General features: G+C 65.1%; 14 protein-coding genes. 8 read left to right on the forward strand and 6 right to left on the reverse strand.

The genetic code is table 11. The features are described 5' to 3' along the window. Positions 1–671: 671 nt before the first annotated feature. Together NCR39_RS14545 and NCR39_RS14550 are read right to left on the reverse strand one after the other, a co-directional pair. On the reverse strand, positions 672–2,966 hold the full coding sequence (locus NCR39_RS14545; protein WP_250452809.1) for a heavy metal translocating P-type ATPase: 2,295 nt from the start codon (positions 2,964–2,966) through the stop codon (positions 672–674). 106 nt (positions 2,967–3,072) lie between these two features. Then, positions 3,073–3,723: an FMN-binding negative transcriptional regulator gene (locus NCR39_RS14550; protein WP_250452810.1), complete on the reverse strand. Its 651-nt coding sequence runs from the start codon at positions 3,721–3,723 to the stop codon at positions 3,073–3,075. Between the two features lie 279 nt (positions 3,724–4,002). On the opposite strand from NCR39_RS14550, the gene NCR39_RS14555 reads away from it, so the two are divergent. The 3 genes from NCR39_RS14555 (at position 4,003) to NCR39_RS14565 (ending at position 9,790) form a co-directional block, all read left to right on the forward strand. Continuing rightward, a complete protein-coding gene (locus NCR39_RS14555) occupies positions 4,003–5,469 on the forward strand; it encodes a DUF1254 domain-containing protein (protein ID WP_250452811.1) in 1,467 nt (488 codons plus the stop codon). A gap of 115 nt (positions 5,470–5,584) precedes the next feature. Further along, positions 5,585–9,259: a DUF748 domain-containing protein gene (locus tag NCR39_RS14560; RefSeq protein WP_250452812.1), complete on the forward strand. Its 3,675-nt coding sequence runs from the start codon at positions 5,585–5,587 to the stop codon at positions 9,257–9,259. Positions 9,260–9,298: 39 nt separating this feature from the next. Further along, positions 9,299–9,790, forward strand: coding sequence for a DUF29 domain-containing protein (locus NCR39_RS14565; RefSeq protein WP_250452813.1), 492 nt, complete (start codon positions 9,299–9,301; stop codon positions 9,788–9,790). 32 nt (positions 9,791–9,822) lie between these two features. Here NCR39_RS14565 and NCR39_RS14570 read toward each other — a convergent pair whose 3' ends face one another. Then, the gene (locus NCR39_RS14570; RefSeq protein ID WP_250452814.1) at positions 9,823–11,394 is read right to left on the reverse strand and encodes a DHA2 family efflux MFS transporter permease subunit; all 1,572 of its coding nucleotides are present in this window, start codon (positions 11,392–11,394) and stop codon (positions 9,823–9,825) included. A gap of 204 nt (positions 11,395–11,598) precedes the next feature. Here NCR39_RS14570 and NCR39_RS14575 point away from each other — a divergent pair, with 204 nt between their 5' ends. Then, positions 11,599–11,886: an AbrB/MazE/SpoVT family DNA-binding domain-containing protein gene (locus NCR39_RS14575; RefSeq protein ID WP_250452815.1), complete on the forward strand. Its 288-nt coding sequence runs from the start codon at positions 11,599–11,601 to the stop codon at positions 11,884–11,886. Further along, the gene (locus NCR39_RS14580; protein WP_250452816.1) at positions 11,883–12,221 is read left to right on the forward strand and encodes a type II toxin-antitoxin system PemK/MazF family toxin; all 339 of its coding nucleotides are present in this window, start codon (positions 11,883–11,885) and stop codon (positions 12,219–12,221) included. Before NCR39_RS14575 ends, NCR39_RS14580 begins: the two co-directional genes overlap by 4 nt. 41 nt (positions 12,222–12,262) lie before the next feature. Here NCR39_RS14580 and NCR39_RS14585 read toward each other — a convergent pair whose 3' ends face one another. Together NCR39_RS14585 and NCR39_RS14590 are read right to left on the reverse strand one after the other, a co-directional pair. Next, positions 12,263–13,045 carry an ABC transporter substrate-binding protein gene (locus NCR39_RS14585; RefSeq protein WP_250452817.1) on the reverse strand — a complete coding sequence of 261 codons (783 nt, stop codon included), beginning with the start codon at positions 13,043–13,045 and terminating at the stop codon, positions 12,263–12,265. A gap of 24 nt (positions 13,046–13,069) precedes the next feature. After that, positions 13,070–14,224, reverse strand: a complete 1,155-nt coding sequence (locus NCR39_RS14590) for a methionine aminotransferase (protein ID WP_250452818.1) — start codon at positions 14,222–14,224, stop codon at positions 13,070–13,072. Between the two features lie 115 nt (positions 14,225–14,339). Here NCR39_RS14590 and NCR39_RS14595 point away from each other — a divergent pair, with 115 nt between their 5' ends. Further along, complete coding sequence (locus NCR39_RS14595; protein ID WP_250452819.1) at positions 14,340–15,269, forward strand: LysR substrate-binding domain-containing protein; 930 nt, start codon at positions 14,340–14,342, stop codon at positions 15,267–15,269. On the opposite strand, the gene NCR39_RS14600 is transcribed toward NCR39_RS14595, so the two are convergent. Further along, positions 15,250–16,410, reverse strand: a complete 1,161-nt coding sequence (locus tag NCR39_RS14600) for a branched-chain amino acid ABC transporter substrate-binding protein (protein WP_250452820.1) — start codon at positions 16,408–16,410, stop codon at positions 15,250–15,252. The two genes, NCR39_RS14595 and NCR39_RS14600, sit on opposite strands and share 20 nt — an antisense overlap. A 344-nt stretch (positions 16,411–16,754) precedes the next feature. Here NCR39_RS14600 and NCR39_RS14605 point away from each other — a divergent pair, with 344 nt between their 5' ends. Beyond that, complete coding sequence (locus tag NCR39_RS14605; protein ID WP_250452821.1) at positions 16,755–17,183, forward strand: MarR family winged helix-turn-helix transcriptional regulator; 429 nt, start codon at positions 16,755–16,757, stop codon at positions 17,181–17,183. 79 nt (positions 17,184–17,262) lie between these two features. Beyond that, complete coding sequence (locus NCR39_RS14610) at positions 17,263–17,970, forward strand: SDR family oxidoreductase (protein ID WP_250452822.1); 708 nt, start codon at positions 17,263–17,265, stop codon at positions 17,968–17,970. The last annotated feature ends 18 nt before the right edge of the window (positions 17,971–17,988 follow it).

Here is a 17,988-nt window from a genome sequence, read left to right on the forward strand (position 1 = left end):
TGTAATTGCACGGGGTTATAAGCTTGTAGTGTGCTCGGCGATACGCTCCGGAAATCTCTCATTTCCCGGTGGTGCGCGTGTTCGCCGGAGGCAGGTTCACATCCTCGTCGCTGAGAGTACCGCGAGCCAAAGCGGCGCAATGTGCGAGCAACCACAAAAGTATGTGGCGTTTCAGGAAAGAACGCCCTTGCGATAATGCAAGAAAATGTGCTTTATCGCCTTTTTCATGGAAATAAGTACCCGAGTCGGTGCGCAGCGCATACAAATGGGGCTTTGCGGAACAAGGCATTTCGACTGAATGAGTACGATTCTCGGGAAGCTAATTGCTTTTCCGTAAAATATGAAGAAACGGCTGCGTCTAACTCATTCTGCAGATGTATTTCGCGGACGTGACAATGGTCGTTGTATTCGCTTCTAGCCGTTATACATTGACGCCGTACTCGTTTTAGAGAGCATGCGCGCACCATTTATCGCGATACGGTAAAACCCGCATGAGTGATTGCAGCGGCAATGTGCGTGAGACAAAGAAAAGCGCCCATGCGTAATCACGCATGATGCAAAGCGCATCGGTCTTTATCTGAAAGCGCATGCGAGCGAATGCCGCTGCATATCGATTCGAACGGGCCGAAGTCCGCTTCTTTGGACGAAGATACCGCCGTAAAAGACGCGTGTTACGCGGGCCGCGTGACCGGCGTGGACGGCCGCGCTTCCCCGGCGTCCGCGCCCGCCGGCGATCCGGCCTGAGCGCGCCACGTTCTCAGCAGCAGCGCGTTGGTCACGACACTCACGCTGGAAAACGCCATCGCCGCGCCGGCGAACATCGGGTCGAGCATGCCGAACGCGGCGAGTGGAATGCCGATCAGGTTGTAGACGAACGCCCAGAACAGGTTCTGCCTGATCTTGCGATACGTGCGCCGCGAAATGTCGATGGCGTCGGCCACGAGCGCGGGGTCGCCGCGCATCAGCGTGAGGCCGGCCGCTTCGATCGCCACGTCGGCGCCGCCTGCCATCGCGATGCCGATATCGGCGGCGGCGAGCGCGGGCGCGTCGTTGATGCCGTCGCCGGCCATCGCCACCACGCCGGTGCTCGCCGCCTTCAATTGCGCGACGACGGCCGCCTTGTCGCCGGGCAGCGTCTCTGCGAAGACCGCGTCCGGCGCGATGCCCAGCGCGCGCGCGACGGCTTTCGCGCTGCCCGCGTTGTCGCCGGTGACGAGCGCGCTCTTCACGCCCATCTGCGCAAGCCGGTCGATGGCGGTGTGGGCGGTCGGCTTGACGGTGTCGCCGAACGCGAGCAGCGCGAGGGCGGCGGGGCGTTCGACGTCGATCAGCCATGAAACCGTGTTGCCCTGGCCTTCGAGTTCGCTCGCACGCGCGGCGAGCGATGGCGGCACGTCCGCGTGCAGTTCCGCGAGCCACCGGCTGCTGCCGATGGCGATACGCCGCGTTGCTTCGTCAGCCGATGCGCCAGCGGCGCGCACCGTCGCTTCCACGCCGCGTCCGGCGACCGCGCGCGCATCGGCGGCTTCGTAGCGCGGCGCGTGCTCTTGCATATCGGCGGCCGATACCACCGCCTTCGCCAGCGGATGCTCGCTCATGCGCTGCACCGCCGCCGCCCGCGCGAGCGCCTCGCCGCGATCCTGCCCCGGCGCGGCATCGAACGCGACGAGGCTCGGATGCCCGACGGTCAGCGTGCCGGTCTTGTCGAACGCGACGACGGTGATCGCGTGCGCCCGTTCCAGCGCCTGCGCGTCCTTGATCAGAATGCCCTGGCGCGCCGCCACGCCCGTGCCCGCCATGATGGCGGTCGGCGTCGCGAGGCCGAGCGCGCACGGGCACGCGATCACAAGCACCGCGACCGCGTTCAGCAACGCCGTTTCCACGCTCGCGCCGTGCAGCAGCCAGCCGCCGAGCGTCACGAGCGCGATGCCGAGAATCGCCGGGACGAACACCGCCGACACGCGATCGACGAGCCGCTGGATCGGCGCCTTCTCCGCTTGCGCCGATTCGACGAGGCGGATGATCCGCGCGAGCGTCGTTTCCGCGCCGATGGCAGTCGTTTCGATTGCGATCACGCCTTCGCCGTTGATCGAGCCGCCCGTCGCGCGCGCGCCCGGCTCCTTCGCGACCGGCAGGCTTTCGCCGGTGATGAGCGATTCGTCGATGTGCGTGCGGCCCTCGCGCACGATGCCGTCCACCGGCACGCGCTCGCCCGGCCGCACGATGGCGATATCGCCGATGCGCACGTCCGCGAGCGGGATTTCGCGTTCGCGCGACGGATCGGCGGCATCGCGCACGCGCGCCTTGTCCGGGCGAAGCGCGTTGAGCGCGCGGATGGCGTCGGTCGTCTGGCGCTTGGCGCGCGCCTCCAGCCATTTGCCGAAGCGCACGAGCGTGATGACCACCGCCGCCGCCTCGAAGTACAGATGCATGTGCGCGCCGCCGTGCGCGAACATCTGATAGACCGACAATCCCCACGCCGCCGACGTCCCCAGCGCGACGAGCAGATCCATGTTGCCCGCGAACGCCCGCACCGCGCGATACGCGCTCACGTAGAAGCGCGCGCCGAAGCCGAACTGCACGACGCTCGCGAGCGCGAGTTGCAGCCACGGCGGGAGCGCGCCGCCGAACATGGGCGCGAGCAGCGGCAGCGTCAGTAACGCGCTGCCGGCGACCGCCGCGAGTTCGCCGTCCCAGCGGCGCGCGGCATTCGCAGCGGGCGGCGCTTCCGGCACGATCAGCGCCGCTTCGTAGCCCGCTTTGGTGATGGCGGCGACGAGCTGATCGTCGGTGACGGTGCGGGCCGCGTGAACCGTCGCGCGCTCGGTGGCGAGATTGACCGCGACGGCATCGACGCCCGGCACGCGTTTCAGCATTTTTTCGACGCGCGCGACGCAGGACGCGCACGTCATGCCGCCGACGGCAAATTCCGCAGTGCGTTCCGATGTAGGTGTATTCGACGACATGATGTACAACGCTCCCGATCTGGCTGGACGGACGCCAGGGTCCGTCGTGCAATATCACCAGTATCGACCTTCCAACGTTTGGAAGGTCAAGGAGCGATTGAGCGTCTCAAGTGCGCGATAAACCGTCGAACGTGGCGAGCATCGCGTCGGCGAGTCCGCCGGCTGCGTCGCCGCCGCGCTGTCGCAGGCCGTCGATCGCGCCGATGCGGTCGGCGTCGGCCTTGTTCTGCGAGAGCTTCGCCTTGCCGACGAGCCGCGTCACCTCGATCTCGATACCGACAATCGCGGACAACATCTGGTCGATGAAATCGCGCGGCGCGTCGCCCATCTTCCACGGCGCGGGCTCGCCGGCTTCCATCTTGCGCGTGAGCCGCGCGACCACGCCGCGCACGTAGGCTTCGTCGTCCCGAACGGTGATGCGGCCATGCGCGTGCACGACGGCGTAATTCCACGTCGGCACCTGCCGATGCGTCTCCTGCTTGCTCGGATAAAAATTCGGCGAGATATAACCCTCATTGCCCTGGAAGATCACGAGCACGTCTTCACGCGGCGCGACTTCCCGCCAGACCGGATTCGCCCGCGCCACATGCGCGCGCAGCGTGCCGTGTTCGCCGGCGGCGGCATCGAACTCGAACGGAATGTGGTTCGCGTCGAGACCGTTCGGGCCGTGCGTGACCAGCGCGCCGAACGGGTTGGCCGCGATCAGCGCGTGCAGAACGTCGGTGCGGTTTTCTTCGAAATGGGCGGGCAAATACATCTTGGCGACTCGTCAAGGGTAAGAAAACAGGAAAACGACACGAAACTCCGATACTACGCGATGCCGGCGCACGCGGCTTGCTAGCCGTATGGCATAGGCAAAACGCACGCGATCGTGCGCGAATCTGCAACGAGCTTGCCTATAGTCAGCGGATACGATAAAACCCGAATTCTGAGATGGCGCCGGCTGGCTCTGCGACGGCGGACGAGGCGGGGCGTTGGATCGTCGCTCATCGCCCACGCGCGCCCGATGCAAAACAAGAACCGGATTCCAAATCGAATGAACCAAGAACGACGCTGGACGCTACCGCTCAACGCCGCTTTCTGGCTGGCTGCCGGCCTGACCGGAGCGGGGCTGCTCGGCGGTTGCGCCGCCGAGAAGGCGCCCGAGGCCAAGGCCAGCGGCGGCTGGGTGAAGGATCAGGTCGCCGATGCCTATACGTTCGGCTTTCCGCTCGTCGTGTCGGACATCGCGCGCGAGCGGGCGAGCGGCAGCGCCGGCCAGCCGGGCCGCGCGCCGCTCAACACGTTCCGCCATGCCACCGCGCTGCCGCCTGTGGGCGCGAGCGGTTGGCTGAGCGTCGATACGCTCGATTCGACCGCGTGGCTTGATGTATCGGCCGAGCCGGTCATCGTTTCGCTGCCCGCCGCGCCGCGCGGCCGCTATCTCGACGCCCGCGCGTTCGACGCGTGGACCAACGCGCTCTATTCCAGCGCCGACACGACGCCGTATCCGAAGATGCAACTGATCGCGTTCGCGCCGGCCGGATGGACGGGCACGCTGCCCGCCAACGCAACGCGCGTCGAAACGCGCACGCGCTACGTGTGGCTGTCGGTGCGCGTGCGCGTGAACGGTCCGCGCGACGTGCGCGAGGCGCGCAAGCTGCAAACGGCGATGCGCATCGAGACGCTTTCGCCCGCCAAAGGCGCGGACGGCGATGCGACGTCCGTGGTCACCGGCGCGTGGCCGGGGAATCTGAGCGGCCAGCAGGCTGCGGTGCCGCCGCTGCCTTCCGTGTCGCCGACGGCATCGCCGGGTGCGCAGGCCGAAGCGCTCGACGCGAACGCGTTTTTCGCGCGACTCGCCCGTTCGCTCGACGCCAATCCGCCCGCCACCGCCGATACGCCCGCGATGAATCGCCTCGCCTCGCTCGGCGTGAAGCCCGGCGAGCCGGTGCAGTTCAGGAAGACCGACGCGCCGCTGCTCGACTCGGGCCTCGCCGACGCCCGCACGCGCCTCGCGACGGTTCCGACGAACGCGATCACGAAAAACGGCTGGACCTGGTTCGGCGATGGCGTCGGCATCTATGGAACCGACTACATCCTGCGCGCTTATCTGGCGCGCCATCAGATGGCGGCGACCACGAAGGAAGGCGAAGTGAAGCCGGTCGCGCATCTCGACAGCGAAGGCCACGCGCTCAACGGCGCGAACCGTTACGTCATGCATTTCGCGCCGAACCAGCTTCCGCCCGTGCGCGGCTTCTGGTCGCTCACCGCGTACACGAAGGATGGCGCGCTCGCCGACGACAAACTCGCGCGCATCGCGCTCTCGGACCGCGACCGGCTGAAGAAGAATCGCGATGGCTCGATCGATGTGATCGTGTCCGCGGAATCGCCGGGCAGGGCGCACGCGTCGAACTGGCTTCCCGCGCCCGGCGGCGAATTTCAGTTGACCATGCGCCTCTACGCGCCGAAGCCGCAGGCAAGCGACGGCACGTGGGCGCCGCCGGCCATCGAGCGGCAATAGTTTTTCCGCGCGCAAAGACCAAAAGTTTTGACAACGTGGGCGGGGTGCATCGTCGTATACTCGTGCATCCCCTTCCGAACGGCGATCCCGCGCGCACGCGCCGCCCTCGCATCGAATGTCAAGCACCACGAAGTCAACCTTCACTACAGCCGGGCGAACGCTGCGCGACGTCGTCCATGCGCGGCGTACGCGGCGCATCACAATCGGGCTCATCGTTGCACTGCTGATCATCGGCGCGCTCGGATTTTTCGCCGCGCCGCCGATCATTCGTCACGTTGCCGAAACGCAGCTCTCCCGACAGCTCGACCGGCCGGTGACCATCCGCCGCATCGCGCTCAATCCGTACACGCTGCGCTTCGAAGCCGACGACGTGCATATCGGCGAATCGGCGGCGAACGTGGCGCGAACGCCGGGCGGCGCGGCGAATTTCGTCGATGTTTCGCGGCTCGTCGTGCGCACGTCGTGGGCGTCGCTTTTCAGGCTCGCGCCCGTCGTCGATGAACTGAAGATCGACTCGCCGCGCTTCAGAATCGCGCGTTATGACGCCGAACATTTCAATTTCTCCGATCTGATCGCGAAGTTCTCGAAACCGTCGCCCACGCCGTCGAGCGGCCCGGCGCGCTTTTCGGTGTCGAATATTCAGCTGGAGAACGGGCGTATCGAGTTCGACGACCGGCTGACGAACGCGAAGCACGTGATCGATCGTTTCGCGCTCGGCATTCCGTTCATCGCAACGTTGCCTTCCGCGACGGATATCTTCGTGACGCCGCTTTTGCAGGCGCGCATCGACGGCTCGCCGCTCGTGATCAAGGGCCGCACGAAGCCGTTCGCGACGTCGCGAGAATCGGAAATCGCGCTCACGCTCGACGGCCTCGACGTGCCGCAGATGGCGTCGTATGCGCCCGCGTCGGTGCCGGTGATCGTGAAGGGCGGGCGGCTTTCGACCGACCTCAACGTGCGATTCGCGTTTGCCGGCGACGTGCCGACCATTCGCATGGACGGAACCGCGAATCTCGCCGATGCCGCCGTGACCGATCGCGCCGGCGCGCCGCTCGTCGCGGCCCGCGCGCTGCACGTGAAGATCGCGGACATGGAGCCGTTGCGAAACGTGTATCGCTTCGACGAGATCGCGCTGTCCGCGCCGGACGTGCATCTGGCGCGCGACGCGTCGGGCGCGCTGAACGTGAGCAAGCTCGCGTCGCCGTCGAAGCCTGCGGACAAGAAGCCCGCCGACACCAAAGACACGACGCCGCCGCTCGACCTTGCCATTCGTCATCTTTCCATCGACGGCGGCAAGATCACGCTCGACGACCACTTGCTGAAACAGCCGGTGCAAGGCGCGCTGACCGGCATCGCCGTGACGCTCGACGGCTTTTCGACGCTTTCGAAAACGCCCGCGCGCTACACGCTCAAGACCGCGTTCGACAAGGGCGGCGCGCTCGATGCCTCCGGCAACGTGACGCTCGCCGCCAAAACCGCCGACGCGAAGCTCGCGCTCGATGCGTTCGCGCTCTCGCCGCTGCAGCCGTATATCGCGAATGCGGTGGCGGCGCGCGTCGCGGGCGGCACGCTCGGCGCGAATCTGCCGGTGTCGGTGGACTGGTCGAAGCCGGACGCGGCCATCAAGGTCGGCGCGGGCGACGTGAAGCTCGATTCGCTCACGCTCGTGCCGGCGAACGTCACGGGCGCCGCGCCCATCAAGCTCGGCTCGGCGGTCGCGAAGATCAGTCAAGTGGATGTCGCCGCGCGCACCGCCGCGCTCGACAGCGTGCAGGTGAACGGTCTTTCGCTCGACGCGACGCGCCGCAAGGACGGCAGCATCGATCTGGCTTCGCTCGCCGGTCCGCACGAAGCCGCGCCCGAGGCCAGCGCCACGCGCAAGATCCAGAAGGCGCAGGCGGCGGGTCCGGCGTGGCGCTACCGGATCGGCGAGATAACGCTTGCGAACGCATCGGCGAATGTCGTCGACGAAACGCCCGCGCGGCCGGTGAAACTGCATGTCGCGCCGATATCGGTCAAGGTCGCGCAGTTCAGCGACGACCTCTCGAAGCCGCTCGCCGTCGACGGCACGCTCACGCTGAACGGCAAGGGCGCGCTGGGCGTGACGGGCAACGTCACGGTCAGTCCGCTGAAGCTCGCGCTGCACGTGAAGGGCGACCAGGTCGATGCGTCCGCGTTCGAGCCGTATTTCGGCGACAAGCTCAACGTCGCGGTGACGGGCGCGTACCTGAACGCGAACGGCGACGTGGCGCTGTCGGGCAGCGGCAAGACGCTCGCGGCATCGTACAAGGGCGACGTGTCGCTCACGGACGTGCGCATGCTCGACAAGGCGACCTCCGACCGCTTCGCCGGCTGGAAGCTGCTCGGCTTGACGAACGTGAAGGCGGCGTACGGCGAGCGCGGCACGGACGTCGAGGCGGCGCGCATCACGTTCGCCAATTTCTACGGTCGCGTGCTGCTGGATTCGCAGGGCAAGCTCAATCTGAAGAACGTCGTGGTGAGCGACACCGGCCAGGCGCAGTCGGTGACGCAGCCGGCGGCTTCGGCTTCGGCGCCCGTCGCGGCCAGCGCGCCCCCGAGCGCCGCGAAGTCGGGGCCGCCCGTGAACATGCGCTTCGGGCAGCTCGTGCTGCAGAACGGCCGCGTCACGTATAGCGACAACTTCATCAAGCCGAATTTCACGGCGAATCTCGTCGGCATCAACGGGACGATCGGCGCGTTCGGCACGCATTCGACGACGCCCGCGCCGGTCGACGTCACCGCCAAGCTCGCGGCGAACGGGCCGGTGTCGATCAAGGGGCAGGTGAATCCGCTGATCGAGAAGCCGGCGCTCGATCTGACCGCGAGCGCGCACGGCGTCGAACTGACGAATCTCACACCGTATTCCGCGAAGTACGCGGGCTATCCGATCACGAAGGGCAAGCTCAACGTCGATCTGCACTACATGCTCGCCGACGACAAGCTCACCGCGAACAATCACCTGTTCATCGATCAACTGACGTTCGGCGATCACATCGACAATCCGAGCGCGACGAAGCTGCCCGTGCGGCTCGCGGTATCGCTTCTGAAGAATTCGCGCGGCGAGATCGACGTGAACATTCCCATTTCCGGGTCGCTGTCGAATCCGGAGTTTTCGATCGGCGGGCTCGTGTGGCAGGCCATCCTGAATCTGGTGCAGAAGGCCGTGACCGCGCCGTTCACGCTGCTCGCGCACGCGTTCGGTGGCGACGGCGCGGAGCTGAACTACGTCGAGTTCGATGCAGGTTCGGCCACGCTCGGCGATGCCGCGCAGAAGAAGCTCGACACCATCGCGAAGGCGCTGGCGGACAAGCCGTCGGTCAAGCTGGAGGTGACGGGCCGCGTCGATCCGAAGGTGGACGAGCCGGGCTTGCGCAGCGCGTGGGTGGACGCGCAGGTGAAGCGCGCGAAGGTGCGGGATATGTCGGGGAACGGCGAGGCCGTCGACTGGTCGGCGGTGAAGGTGTCGGGCGACGACTACGAGAAGTATCTGACGAAGGTCTACAAGTCGGCGGATTTCAAGAAGCCGCGCAACATGATCGGCTTGACGAAGAGCTTGCCCGACGCCGACATGAAAGCCGCGCTGATGCAGAACGCCCCGGTCGACGACGCGTCGTTGCGCGACCTGGCGCAGCGTCGCGCGCAGGCGGTGCAGGAGTACTTCGACGGGAAGATCGACAGCAGCCGGATTTTCGTGGTCGCGCCGAAGCTGGACGCGAAGGGCATCGACGACAAGGGCGCGGGGAGTCGGGTGGAGTTGGGGCTGAAGTGAGCACCGTTAGCCAAACGGACGATCTGGATGAAGAAAGGAATGCAAACTAATATCGGCGACACCGGGAACGAAGAAGAGAACGGGAGTCAGCCGATGGGAACGCCTTATGAGAAGGACGTGGTGGCGTGGGCCGAAGAACAGGCCGCGCTGCTGCGTGCGGGGAAATTTGCGTCCATCGATATCGAGCATATCGCTGAGGAAATCGAGGACGTGGGGAAAACCGAATCACGCGAGTTGCGAAGCAGATTGGCCGTGCTGCTCGCGCATTTGCTCAAATGGCAGTATCAGCCGGAGCGGCGAAGCAGAAGCTGGACGAGCACGATCCGCACGCAGCGAAGGGAAGCGCTGTTCGTGTTGAAAGAAGCGCCGAGCTTGCGGCGACGCTTCGACGATGTCCAGTGGCTCGATCTGGTCTGGTCGAAAGCGCGGACGCAGGCCGAAGCGGAAACGGGCATCGACTTCGATGCGTTTCCGGAGAATTGCCCCTGGCCGGTGTCATCGGTGCTCGACGAGGGATTCTTGCCCGACTAGCGGTCGACGCGCGAGCAGCCGGGCTCGCGCACTCAATGCGCCCCCGCCGCCGCCCCACCCCCACCGCCTTTCGCCACCTTGGTAATCCAGATCAGCGGAATGATCAGAATGAAAATCACCGCCGAAATCAGAAAGATATCGTTCAGTCCCATCATCGCGGCTTGCGAATTGACGGTGAAATTGAACATGCCGCGCGCCTGGGCTTCGCTGATATCGAGCGTCGATTGCGACATCCCGAGCGACTGCAGGAACGCCGGGTTATAGATATTCGCCTGCTCGGTGAGCCGCTCGTGATGCAGCGCGATGCGGTTGTCCCACGCATTGCCCGCGAGCGACGTCCCCACGGCGCCGCAAAACACGCGCGCGAAGTTGGATAACCCCGCCGCCGCCGGAATCTTCGATGGCGGCAAGCCCGACAGCACGATAGCCGTGAGCGGCACGAAGAACATCGCCATCGGAATGCCTTGCAGCAGCGTCGGCAGCACGAGATGGAAGGTGTCGATCTCGATCACATACTTCGAGCGCAGCCAGAACACGAACGCGAAGCCGACGAACGCCATCGTCGCGATCACGCGGGCGTCGCTGCGCGGCAGCACCTTGCCCATCACCGGCGCGAGGATCACCGCGAACACGCCGAGCGGCGCGGTGACGAGGCCGGCATCGACGGAACGGTAGTTCAGATACTGCTGCATCCACTGCGGCAGGAGCACGAGATTGCCGAAGAACACGCCGTACGCCACCGAAATCGCCACCGTGCCGCCGAAGAAGTTACGCCCGGCGAAGAGCCTCAGATCGACGACGGGATTCTCCTCCGTCAACTCCCACACGACGAAAAACGCGAACGCGATGGCCGCCATCACCCCCAGCACGACGATCACCGGCGACGAAAACCAGTCGAGGTCGCGCCCTTTGTCGAGCATGATCTGCAGCGACGCGACCCACGTGACGAGCAGCCCGAGGCCGATCACGTCGATGGGCGCCTTGCGCGTCGGCGATTCGCGATCGCGGTAGATGAACCACGTCACGCCCGCCGCGAAAATGCCGACCGGAATATTGATGTAGAAGATCCACGACCACGAATAGCTGTCGGTGATCCAGCCGCCGAGCGCGGGACCGGCGATCGGGCCGACCGTCGCGGTCATCGCCCAGAGCGCGAGCGCCATCGACGATTTCTCTTTCGGATACGAGCCGAGCAGAATCGCCTGCGAAAGCGGAATGAGCGGCCCGGCGACCGCGCCCTGCAGCACGCGCGCGACGAGCAGCACCGGCAGATTCGGCGCGAGCCCGCACAGCCACGACGACAGCACGAACATCAGGATTGCGCCGACGAACAGCCGGATTTGCCCGAGGCGCTGCGTGAGCCAGCCGGTGAGCGGAATCGACACCGCGTTCGATGCCGCGAACACGGTGATGACCCACGTCCCTTCGTTGACGGACACGCCGAGATTGCCGGAGATCGTCGGAATCGCGACGTTCGCGATCGACGAATCCAGCACGTTCATGAAGGTCGCGAGCGCCACGGCGAACGTGGCGAGGACGAGTTGCGCGCCCTGAAGCGGCGGCGCAGCGGGCGGCGCGGCGTTGGCTGACGGCGGCGTGCTCATGCGTTTCCAATGAAAGCGCCGCGACTTTCGGGTCACGGCGGGTTGGTCGATCCGCAAGTGTGCCTGTTGTCAGCGAATGTTGCTGGCCAGGTGGACGATGCCTGCGCTAAACGCACGTCGTAGCGCGTATCGACACGTTGACACATGACGAACGCCAAGACTACGATCGATGTATCTACGCGTATCTACATGCAAGGAGCTGTCATGCCGGTACAAATCCTAAAACGTTGGGGTAATAGCCTTGCGGTGCGCATTCCTGCGAATATCGCTGGCGAGCTTTCGTTAGAGGAGGGGCAGGAAGTGCAAGTCGAAGTAGCAGACGGCCAGGTCATCGTGCGGCCGCATAGAGTCATCCGGCGTTTCTCGCGTGAACGCCTGATTCGTCAACATCGGGAAGGCAAACTCGAGCGCCATGACGAGATCGATTTCGGCGATCCGGCGGGCGCGGAATGGGGCGGCCCGGAAGATCCGACGCGCGAGGGCATCGAATGAAATATGGCATTCCAGACGCCGGCGACATCGTGCGGTTGCACGTCGGGCCATCGAAGGGCAACGAACAGGACGGCTATCGCGCGGTGCTCGTCATTTCCGATCTCGTGGTCAACGAGATCACCGGGCGCTTCACCGGCTTGCCGGTCACGACGTCCATTCGAGGCTGGGAAACGGAAGTGCCGATCGACAGCCTGAAGCGCCCTGGCGTGGCGCTCGTCGATCAGATTCGAAGCTGGAGCCACGTCGCCCGGGACGTCACGTTCAAAGGCGAAACCGTGACCGAAGACGAACTCGATGCCGCCAAGTTCGCCATTCGCGCCTTTCTGCAGCTATGACACGACGCACGCGCAGCGCCGCCACCGCGCGCGCAGCACCTTTACTTCGCCGAAATATCGATATTGCCCAGATACTTCTTCGCGTACTTGTCGATGGTGCCGTCCGCCTTGACCTTGGCGATCGCCGCGTTCAGCTTCGTCTTGAGCGCATCGTCGCCCTTGCGGATGCCGTACGCGATGCCGCTGCCGAGAATCTTGTCGTCCCGCACCGGCGCGCCGACGAACGCGAAGCCCTGGCCGTCCGGCTTCGAGAGAAAGCCGCTTTGTCCGGCGGGCGCGAGCACGAGCGTCGCATCGAGACGGCCGGATTTCAGGTCCGTATAGACCTGATTCTGGTCCTGATACGGCACGACCTTCACGCCTTCGTTCTCCCAGTGCGCCTTCGCGAACGTCTCCTGAATGGAGCCTTGCAGCACGCCCACGCTCTTGCCTTTCAGCGACGCCGCCGTCGGCTCGATGCCGCTGCCCGCCTTCGCGATCAGTTGCGTCGGCACGCGATACACGACCGTCGTGAAGTCGATCGCCTGGCGGCGCTGCTCGGTGGCATTCATCGCGGAGTTGATCGCGTCGAACTTGCGGCCCTGCAGCGCGGGAATGAGGCCGTCGAACGAAGTCTCGACCCACTTGCACTGCATCTTCGCGGCGGCGCAAACCGCGTTGCCCACGTCGATGTCCAGCCCTTCCAGCTCACCCGTCGCCGACTTCGATTCGAACGGCGGATATTGCGCTTCGAGGCCGAAACGCAGCGTGTCGGCGGCATGCGCGACGCCGCTCGCGATGGAGCACGCGAAAACGAGCGCGGCCGCAATGTGGTTCTTCTTCATCGTAATGGTCTCCGGGAAACAAGGCTAAATCAGGCAAAGGCGGCGCGCGCCTTCGATGAGCGTGTCGTCGTCCTTCGCGAAGGAAAGACGAATGAGGCGATTGTCGGTGCCGTCGGTATAAAACGCCGACAGCGGAATGGTCGCGACGCGCGCCTCGCGAATGAGCCGCAGCACGAAGTCGCTGTCGCGCTCGTCCGAGATGCCGCTGTAACGCGCCAGCATGAAGAAGCTGCCCGCGCTCGGCAATAGCTCGAAACGCGAACCTTCGAGCGCCTTCGCCAGCACGTCGCGCTTGTGCTGATAGAACGGCCCGAGATGCAGATAGCTCGATTCATCCGCGAGCGCCTCGGCGAACGCCATCTGCATCGGCGTATCGGCGGAAAACGTCATGAACTGGTGAACCTTGCGAAGCTCGGCGGTCAGCGCGGCGGGCGCGAGACAATAGCCGACGCGCCAGCCCGTCACGTGATACGACTTGCCGAACGACGACACGATCACGCTGCGTTCCGCCAGTTCCGGATAGCGCGCCATGCCGTGATGCAGCGCGCCGTCGAATACGACGTGCTCGTACACTTCGTCCGACAGCACCACGATCTTCGTGCCGCGCGTGAGCGCCGTGAGCCGCTCGATGTCCGCGGACGTGAACGCGCTGCCCGTCGGGTTGTGCGGCGTGTTGACGAGAATCATGCGCGTCTTCGGCGTGATGGCGGCGGCGACTTCGTCCCAGTCGATGCTGAAGTCCGCGGCCGACAGCTTGATCGCGATCGGCGTCGCGCCCTGAAGCTGCACGATCGGCGCGTAGCTGTCGAACGACGGCTCGAAGTAGATGACCTCGTCGCCCGGATGCACGAGCGCGCTGATCGTTGCGTACAGGCCTTCGCTCGCGCTCGCGACGACCGTCACTTCCGTGCCCGGATCGTACTGCGCGCCGTAGAGCTTCTGCGTCTTCAGCGCGATCGCCTCGCGCAGCGCGAAGACGCCGGCCATCGGCGAGTACTGGTTATGTCCTGCCTGCATGGCTCGCGTGACGGCTTCGACGAGCTTCGGATCGCAGGCAAAGTTGGGCGCGCCTTGCGACAGATTGAGCGCACCGTGTTCGTCGGCGAGCTGGCCGATGACGGTGAAAATGGTCGTGCCGACGTTAGGCAGCTTCGACTCGGGATTGCAGGCGCTTTGCACGACGGATGACTCCAGATTGCGTTCCGGCGATTCAACCGCGGCAATAAAGCGCCGACAATCGAAACTTTGTCATACTAGCCATGCTTGCCGATCATGGCTACTCGCCAAAAACCCGATGAAACCGCTGCCTTCCCTCGACGTGCTCAAGACCTTTCTGGTGGTCGCCCAGAAGCTGAATTTCACGCGCGCCGCCGACGTGCTCAACGTCACGCAAGGCGCGGTCAGCCGGCAGATCGCGGGGCTGGAAGCGCATCTCGGCTACGCGCTGTTCGTGCGGCAGGCGCGCGGCCTCGCGCTCACGCAGCACGGCGCGCTGCTCGTCGCGCCGTTGCAGCAGGCTTTCGCGCAGATCGGCGACGCGCTCGCCAAGAGCGGCAGCCAGTCCGGCACGCTGCGCGTGAAATGCCCGACCTGCGCGATGCGCTGGGTCTTGCCGCGCGTGATCCGCCTGCAGAACGAGCGGCCGGAACTGGTGGTGGAAGTGACGGCGTCGGTGTCGCATGGCGTCGAGTTCAACGCCGAACATTTCGATGCCGCCATCGTGTTCGGCGTGCCGGGCGTCGCTTCGTCGATGAAAGGCGTGACCGTGCATCATCTCTTCGACGAAGTGCTCACGCCCGTGTGCGCGCCCGAACTCTGGAAGCCGCGCAGGCACGCGACGCCCACGCCCGACGACCTCGCCGGCAAGACGCTGCTGCACCCGACGCGCGATCGCCGCGACTGGCTCTTGTGGCTCGGCGCGTATGGCTACGACGGCTTGCCGTCCACGAAGGCGCAGCATTTCGATACGCTCGACCTCGCGATCTCATCCGCGATGCAGGGGCTTGGCGTGACCATCGGCGATGTATCGCTGATCGAGGAAGACTTGCGCGCGAAACGCGTGATCGCGCCGTTTCCGCTGCGCGTGCCGAGCGGCGCGGCCTACTCCCTCGTCTATCCGGAGCGGCCCGCGCCGTCGCCCGCCTTGCAGCAGTTCGCGCTATGGCTCGAAAACGAAGCCGCGACGACGCGCGAGCGGCTGCACGCTACATCCCGTGCTTCGTGACGATGGTTTCCCACTGCCCGTTCTTCACCTGATACAGCGTCGATGACGCGTTCTTCAGCGCGCCCTTGTCGTCGAACGCGATCGGGCCGGTGATGCCTTCGAACGAAATCTTCTTCAGCACCGGCCGATACACCTTCGGATCGGCGGAATTCGCCTGTTCCATGGCGTGAATGGCGGCCCACGCGGCGTCGTAGCCGAACGGCGCATACGAAAGAATCGCGACGCCGAAGCGCTTCTGGAACTTGTCGCCGAACGCCTTGCCTTGCGGCAGCTTGTCGAGCGGGCTGCCGTATTCCCAGGCCTGCGCGCCCTCGGCGGCGTCGCCCGCGAGCTTGAGGAAATCCGCGTCCATCACGCCGCCGCCGCCCACGAACTGCGCGTTCACGCCGAGCTGCTTCATGCGCTTGACGACGGCCGCCGCCTGCCGGTCGAGGCCGCCGAAGAAGATCAGATCCGCGTTCGCGGCCTTCAGGCGCGTGAGCTGCGCGCTGAAATCGACGGTCTGGTTGTCGCTGAATTCGCGCGCGACGATGTTGCCGCCCTTCGCCTTCACCGCCTTCTCGAACTCGTCGGCTTCGCCCTGACCGAAGGCCGTGCGATCGTCGATGATCGCGATGCGCTTCGCCTTCGTCGTCGTCACCGCGTAGACGCCGGCGTTGCCCGCGTTCTGCGCATCGCTCGAAATGACCGTGAAGACGTTTTCGAGGCCGCGCGTGGTGATCGTCGGATTGGTCGCGGCCGGATCGATCATCGGGATGCCGGCGTTGTTGTAGATGGGCGACGCGGGCAGCGTGGTGCCCGAATTGAAGTGACCGACGACGACCGCGACGCCGTCATCGACCAGTTTCTGCGCCGCCTGCACGCCGACGCGCGGATCGGCCTGATCGTCTTCCGCCGCGATCTCGAACTTCGCCGTCTTGCCGCCGATGCTGATTTTCTTCGCGTTGGCTTCGTCGAGCGCGAGCTGCACGCCGTTCTGGAGATCCTTTCCGTAGCCCGCATTCGCGCCCGTGAGCGGCGCGGCGAAACCGACTTTCACCGTGACGTCTTCGGCTGCGGCCGTCATCGGCGCGACGGCGAACGCGGCGGTGGCGCAGGCCGCGAGCCATGCCGCCGGTTTGAGGTTCGTACGGATACGCATGGTTTCCTCTCCTGTTGTGGTTTGGCAATCCAATCGAACGTGGCCGCCGCGTTTGCGCGTGACCACCGCATGGAACACGACCAATTACCCGCCGGCAAGACGGAATTCCCCTCGCCAGAACGGCGGACATGCGCAATGTAGGAAGCCAAATTCGCCGCGTCTTGTCGAATCGTCGCGGACTGAATGCGGATTTCGGCACAGGTGCGATCACGCGCTTTCGCACGTCGGACGCGGCGCCGCGCGTTTCAACGTCTCTCCGCACGCGACGATTTGTGCCGCGTCTATCGCATCGATAGAAACGCCGCGCTTGACGGTTGTGCATATACACTATTAAGCTGCGTGCCATGACAACGAACTCATCTCCTCTGGACTGCAACTGCTTTGCCATTCGTCAGGCCGCGCGTTACGTGTCGCAGCTTTACGAGCGGCATATGAGCGTGGTCGGCATTACGTCGGCGCAATTCACGCTGATCGCGTCGATCGATCGCAAGCCGGGCGTGCAGATGGCGGAACTCGCCGAATCGATGGTGATGGACCGCACCACGCTCGTGCGTGCGCTGAAGCCGCTTCAGCGCGATGGCATCGTCGAGATGGAGCAGCAATCGCCGAATTCGCGCGCGGTCGGTCTCACGCTGACGGCGGCGGGCAAGGCCATGCTTGCGCAAGGCGTGCAGCAATGGCGCGCGGCGCAGGCGGAATTCGAAGCGAAGGTCGGCGAAAAGCGCGCGAAAGCGTTGCGCAAGTCGCTTTTCGAATTGACCGCGATGGAGTGAGTTGAATCGAATCGTGGCCCGCATTCGCGCGGGCTTTTTTAAGTCGCTAAAAGTGCATATGCACTATGGAGAAGCCGTCATGCAGATCAAGGGAAAGGTCGTTCTCGTCACGGGCGCGAATCGCGGTCTCGGCAAGCAGTTCGTGAAGTCGTTGCTGGATGCGGGCGCGTCGAAAGTCTATGCGGCGGCGCGCAATCCGGATAGCGTCGATATCGAAGGCGCGCAAGCGATCAGGCTCGATGTGACGAATGCCGCCGACATCGCGCAGGCCGCGGCGAAGTACACGGACGTGCAGGTGATCGTCAACAACGCGGGCGCGTTGACGCGCGGCGCGCTGCTCGATGCGGCATCGACGCAGGGCGTGCGCGATCTTATCGAAGTGAACGCGATCGGTCCGCTCAATGTCACGCAGGCGTTCGCGCCCGCGCTCAGGAAGAATGGCGGCGGGGCGGTGGTCAACGTGCTGTCGGTGCTGAGCTGGGTCGTGTTGCCGGATGGCGGCGCGTACAGCGTGTCGAAGTCGGCGGCGTGGGCGGTGACCAACGCGTTGCGCGACGAGTTGCGCGGCCAGGGCACGCTGGTCGTCGGCGTGCATCCCGGCTACATCGACACGGACATGGTCGCGGAAGTCACCGCGCCGAAGACATCGCCGGCGAGCGTGGTCGAGCAGGTGCTGGCGGCAGTCGAGCGTGACGAGGAAGAAGTGCTCGTCGACGACACCGGCCGCGCCGTGAAGCAATCGCTTTCCACGCAAACGCCGATCTACATCACGGGCATTCCGCGTTGAGAGCGCGATGAACGCGCG

This window comes from Caballeronia sp. ATUFL_M2_KS44, assembly GCF_023630965.1.
Lineage (GTDB): Bacteria > Pseudomonadota > Gammaproteobacteria > Burkholderiales > Burkholderiaceae > Caballeronia > Caballeronia concitans.

What these genes read in the sequence shown, in the direction of transcription:
- NCR39_RS14545 (WP_250452809.1), bottom strand. Translation starts at nt 2,966, where the DNA reads ATGTCGTCGAATACACCTACATCGGAACGCACTGCGGAATTTGCCGTC.
- NCR39_RS14550 (WP_250452810.1), bottom strand. Translation starts at nt 3,723, where the DNA reads ATGTATTTGCCCGCCCATTTCGAAGAAAACCGCACCGACGTTCTGCAC.
- NCR39_RS14555 (WP_250452811.1), top strand. Translation starts at nt 4,003, where the DNA reads ATGAACCAAGAACGACGCTGGACGCTACCGCTCAACGCCGCTTTCTGG.
- NCR39_RS14560 (WP_250452812.1), top strand. Translation starts at nt 5,585, where the DNA reads ATGTCAAGCACCACGAAGTCAACCTTCACTACAGCCGGGCGAACGCTG.
- NCR39_RS14565 (WP_250452813.1), top strand. Translation starts at nt 9,299, where the DNA reads ATGCAAACTAATATCGGCGACACCGGGAACGAAGAAGAGAACGGGAGT.
- NCR39_RS14570 (WP_250452814.1), bottom strand. Translation starts at nt 11,394, where the DNA reads ATGAGCACGCCGCCGTCAGCCAACGCCGCGCCGCCCGCTGCGCCGCCG.
- NCR39_RS14575 (WP_250452815.1), top strand. Translation starts at nt 11,599, where the DNA reads ATGCCGGTACAAATCCTAAAACGTTGGGGTAATAGCCTTGCGGTGCGC.
- NCR39_RS14580 (WP_250452816.1), top strand. Translation starts at nt 11,883, where the DNA reads ATGAAATATGGCATTCCAGACGCCGGCGACATCGTGCGGTTGCACGTC.
- NCR39_RS14585 (WP_250452817.1), bottom strand. Translation starts at nt 13,045, where the DNA reads ATGAAGAAGAACCACATTGCGGCCGCGCTCGTTTTCGCGTGCTCCATC.
- NCR39_RS14595 (WP_250452819.1), top strand. Translation starts at nt 14,340, where the DNA reads ATGAAACCGCTGCCTTCCCTCGACGTGCTCAAGACCTTTCTGGTGGTC.
- NCR39_RS14600 (WP_250452820.1), bottom strand. Translation starts at nt 16,410, where the DNA reads ATGCGTATCCGTACGAACCTCAAACCGGCGGCATGGCTCGCGGCCTGC.
- NCR39_RS14605 (WP_250452821.1), top strand. Translation starts at nt 16,755, where the DNA reads ATGACAACGAACTCATCTCCTCTGGACTGCAACTGCTTTGCCATTCGT.
- NCR39_RS14610 (WP_250452822.1), top strand. Translation starts at nt 17,263, where the DNA reads ATGCAGATCAAGGGAAAGGTCGTTCTCGTCACGGGCGCGAATCGCGGT.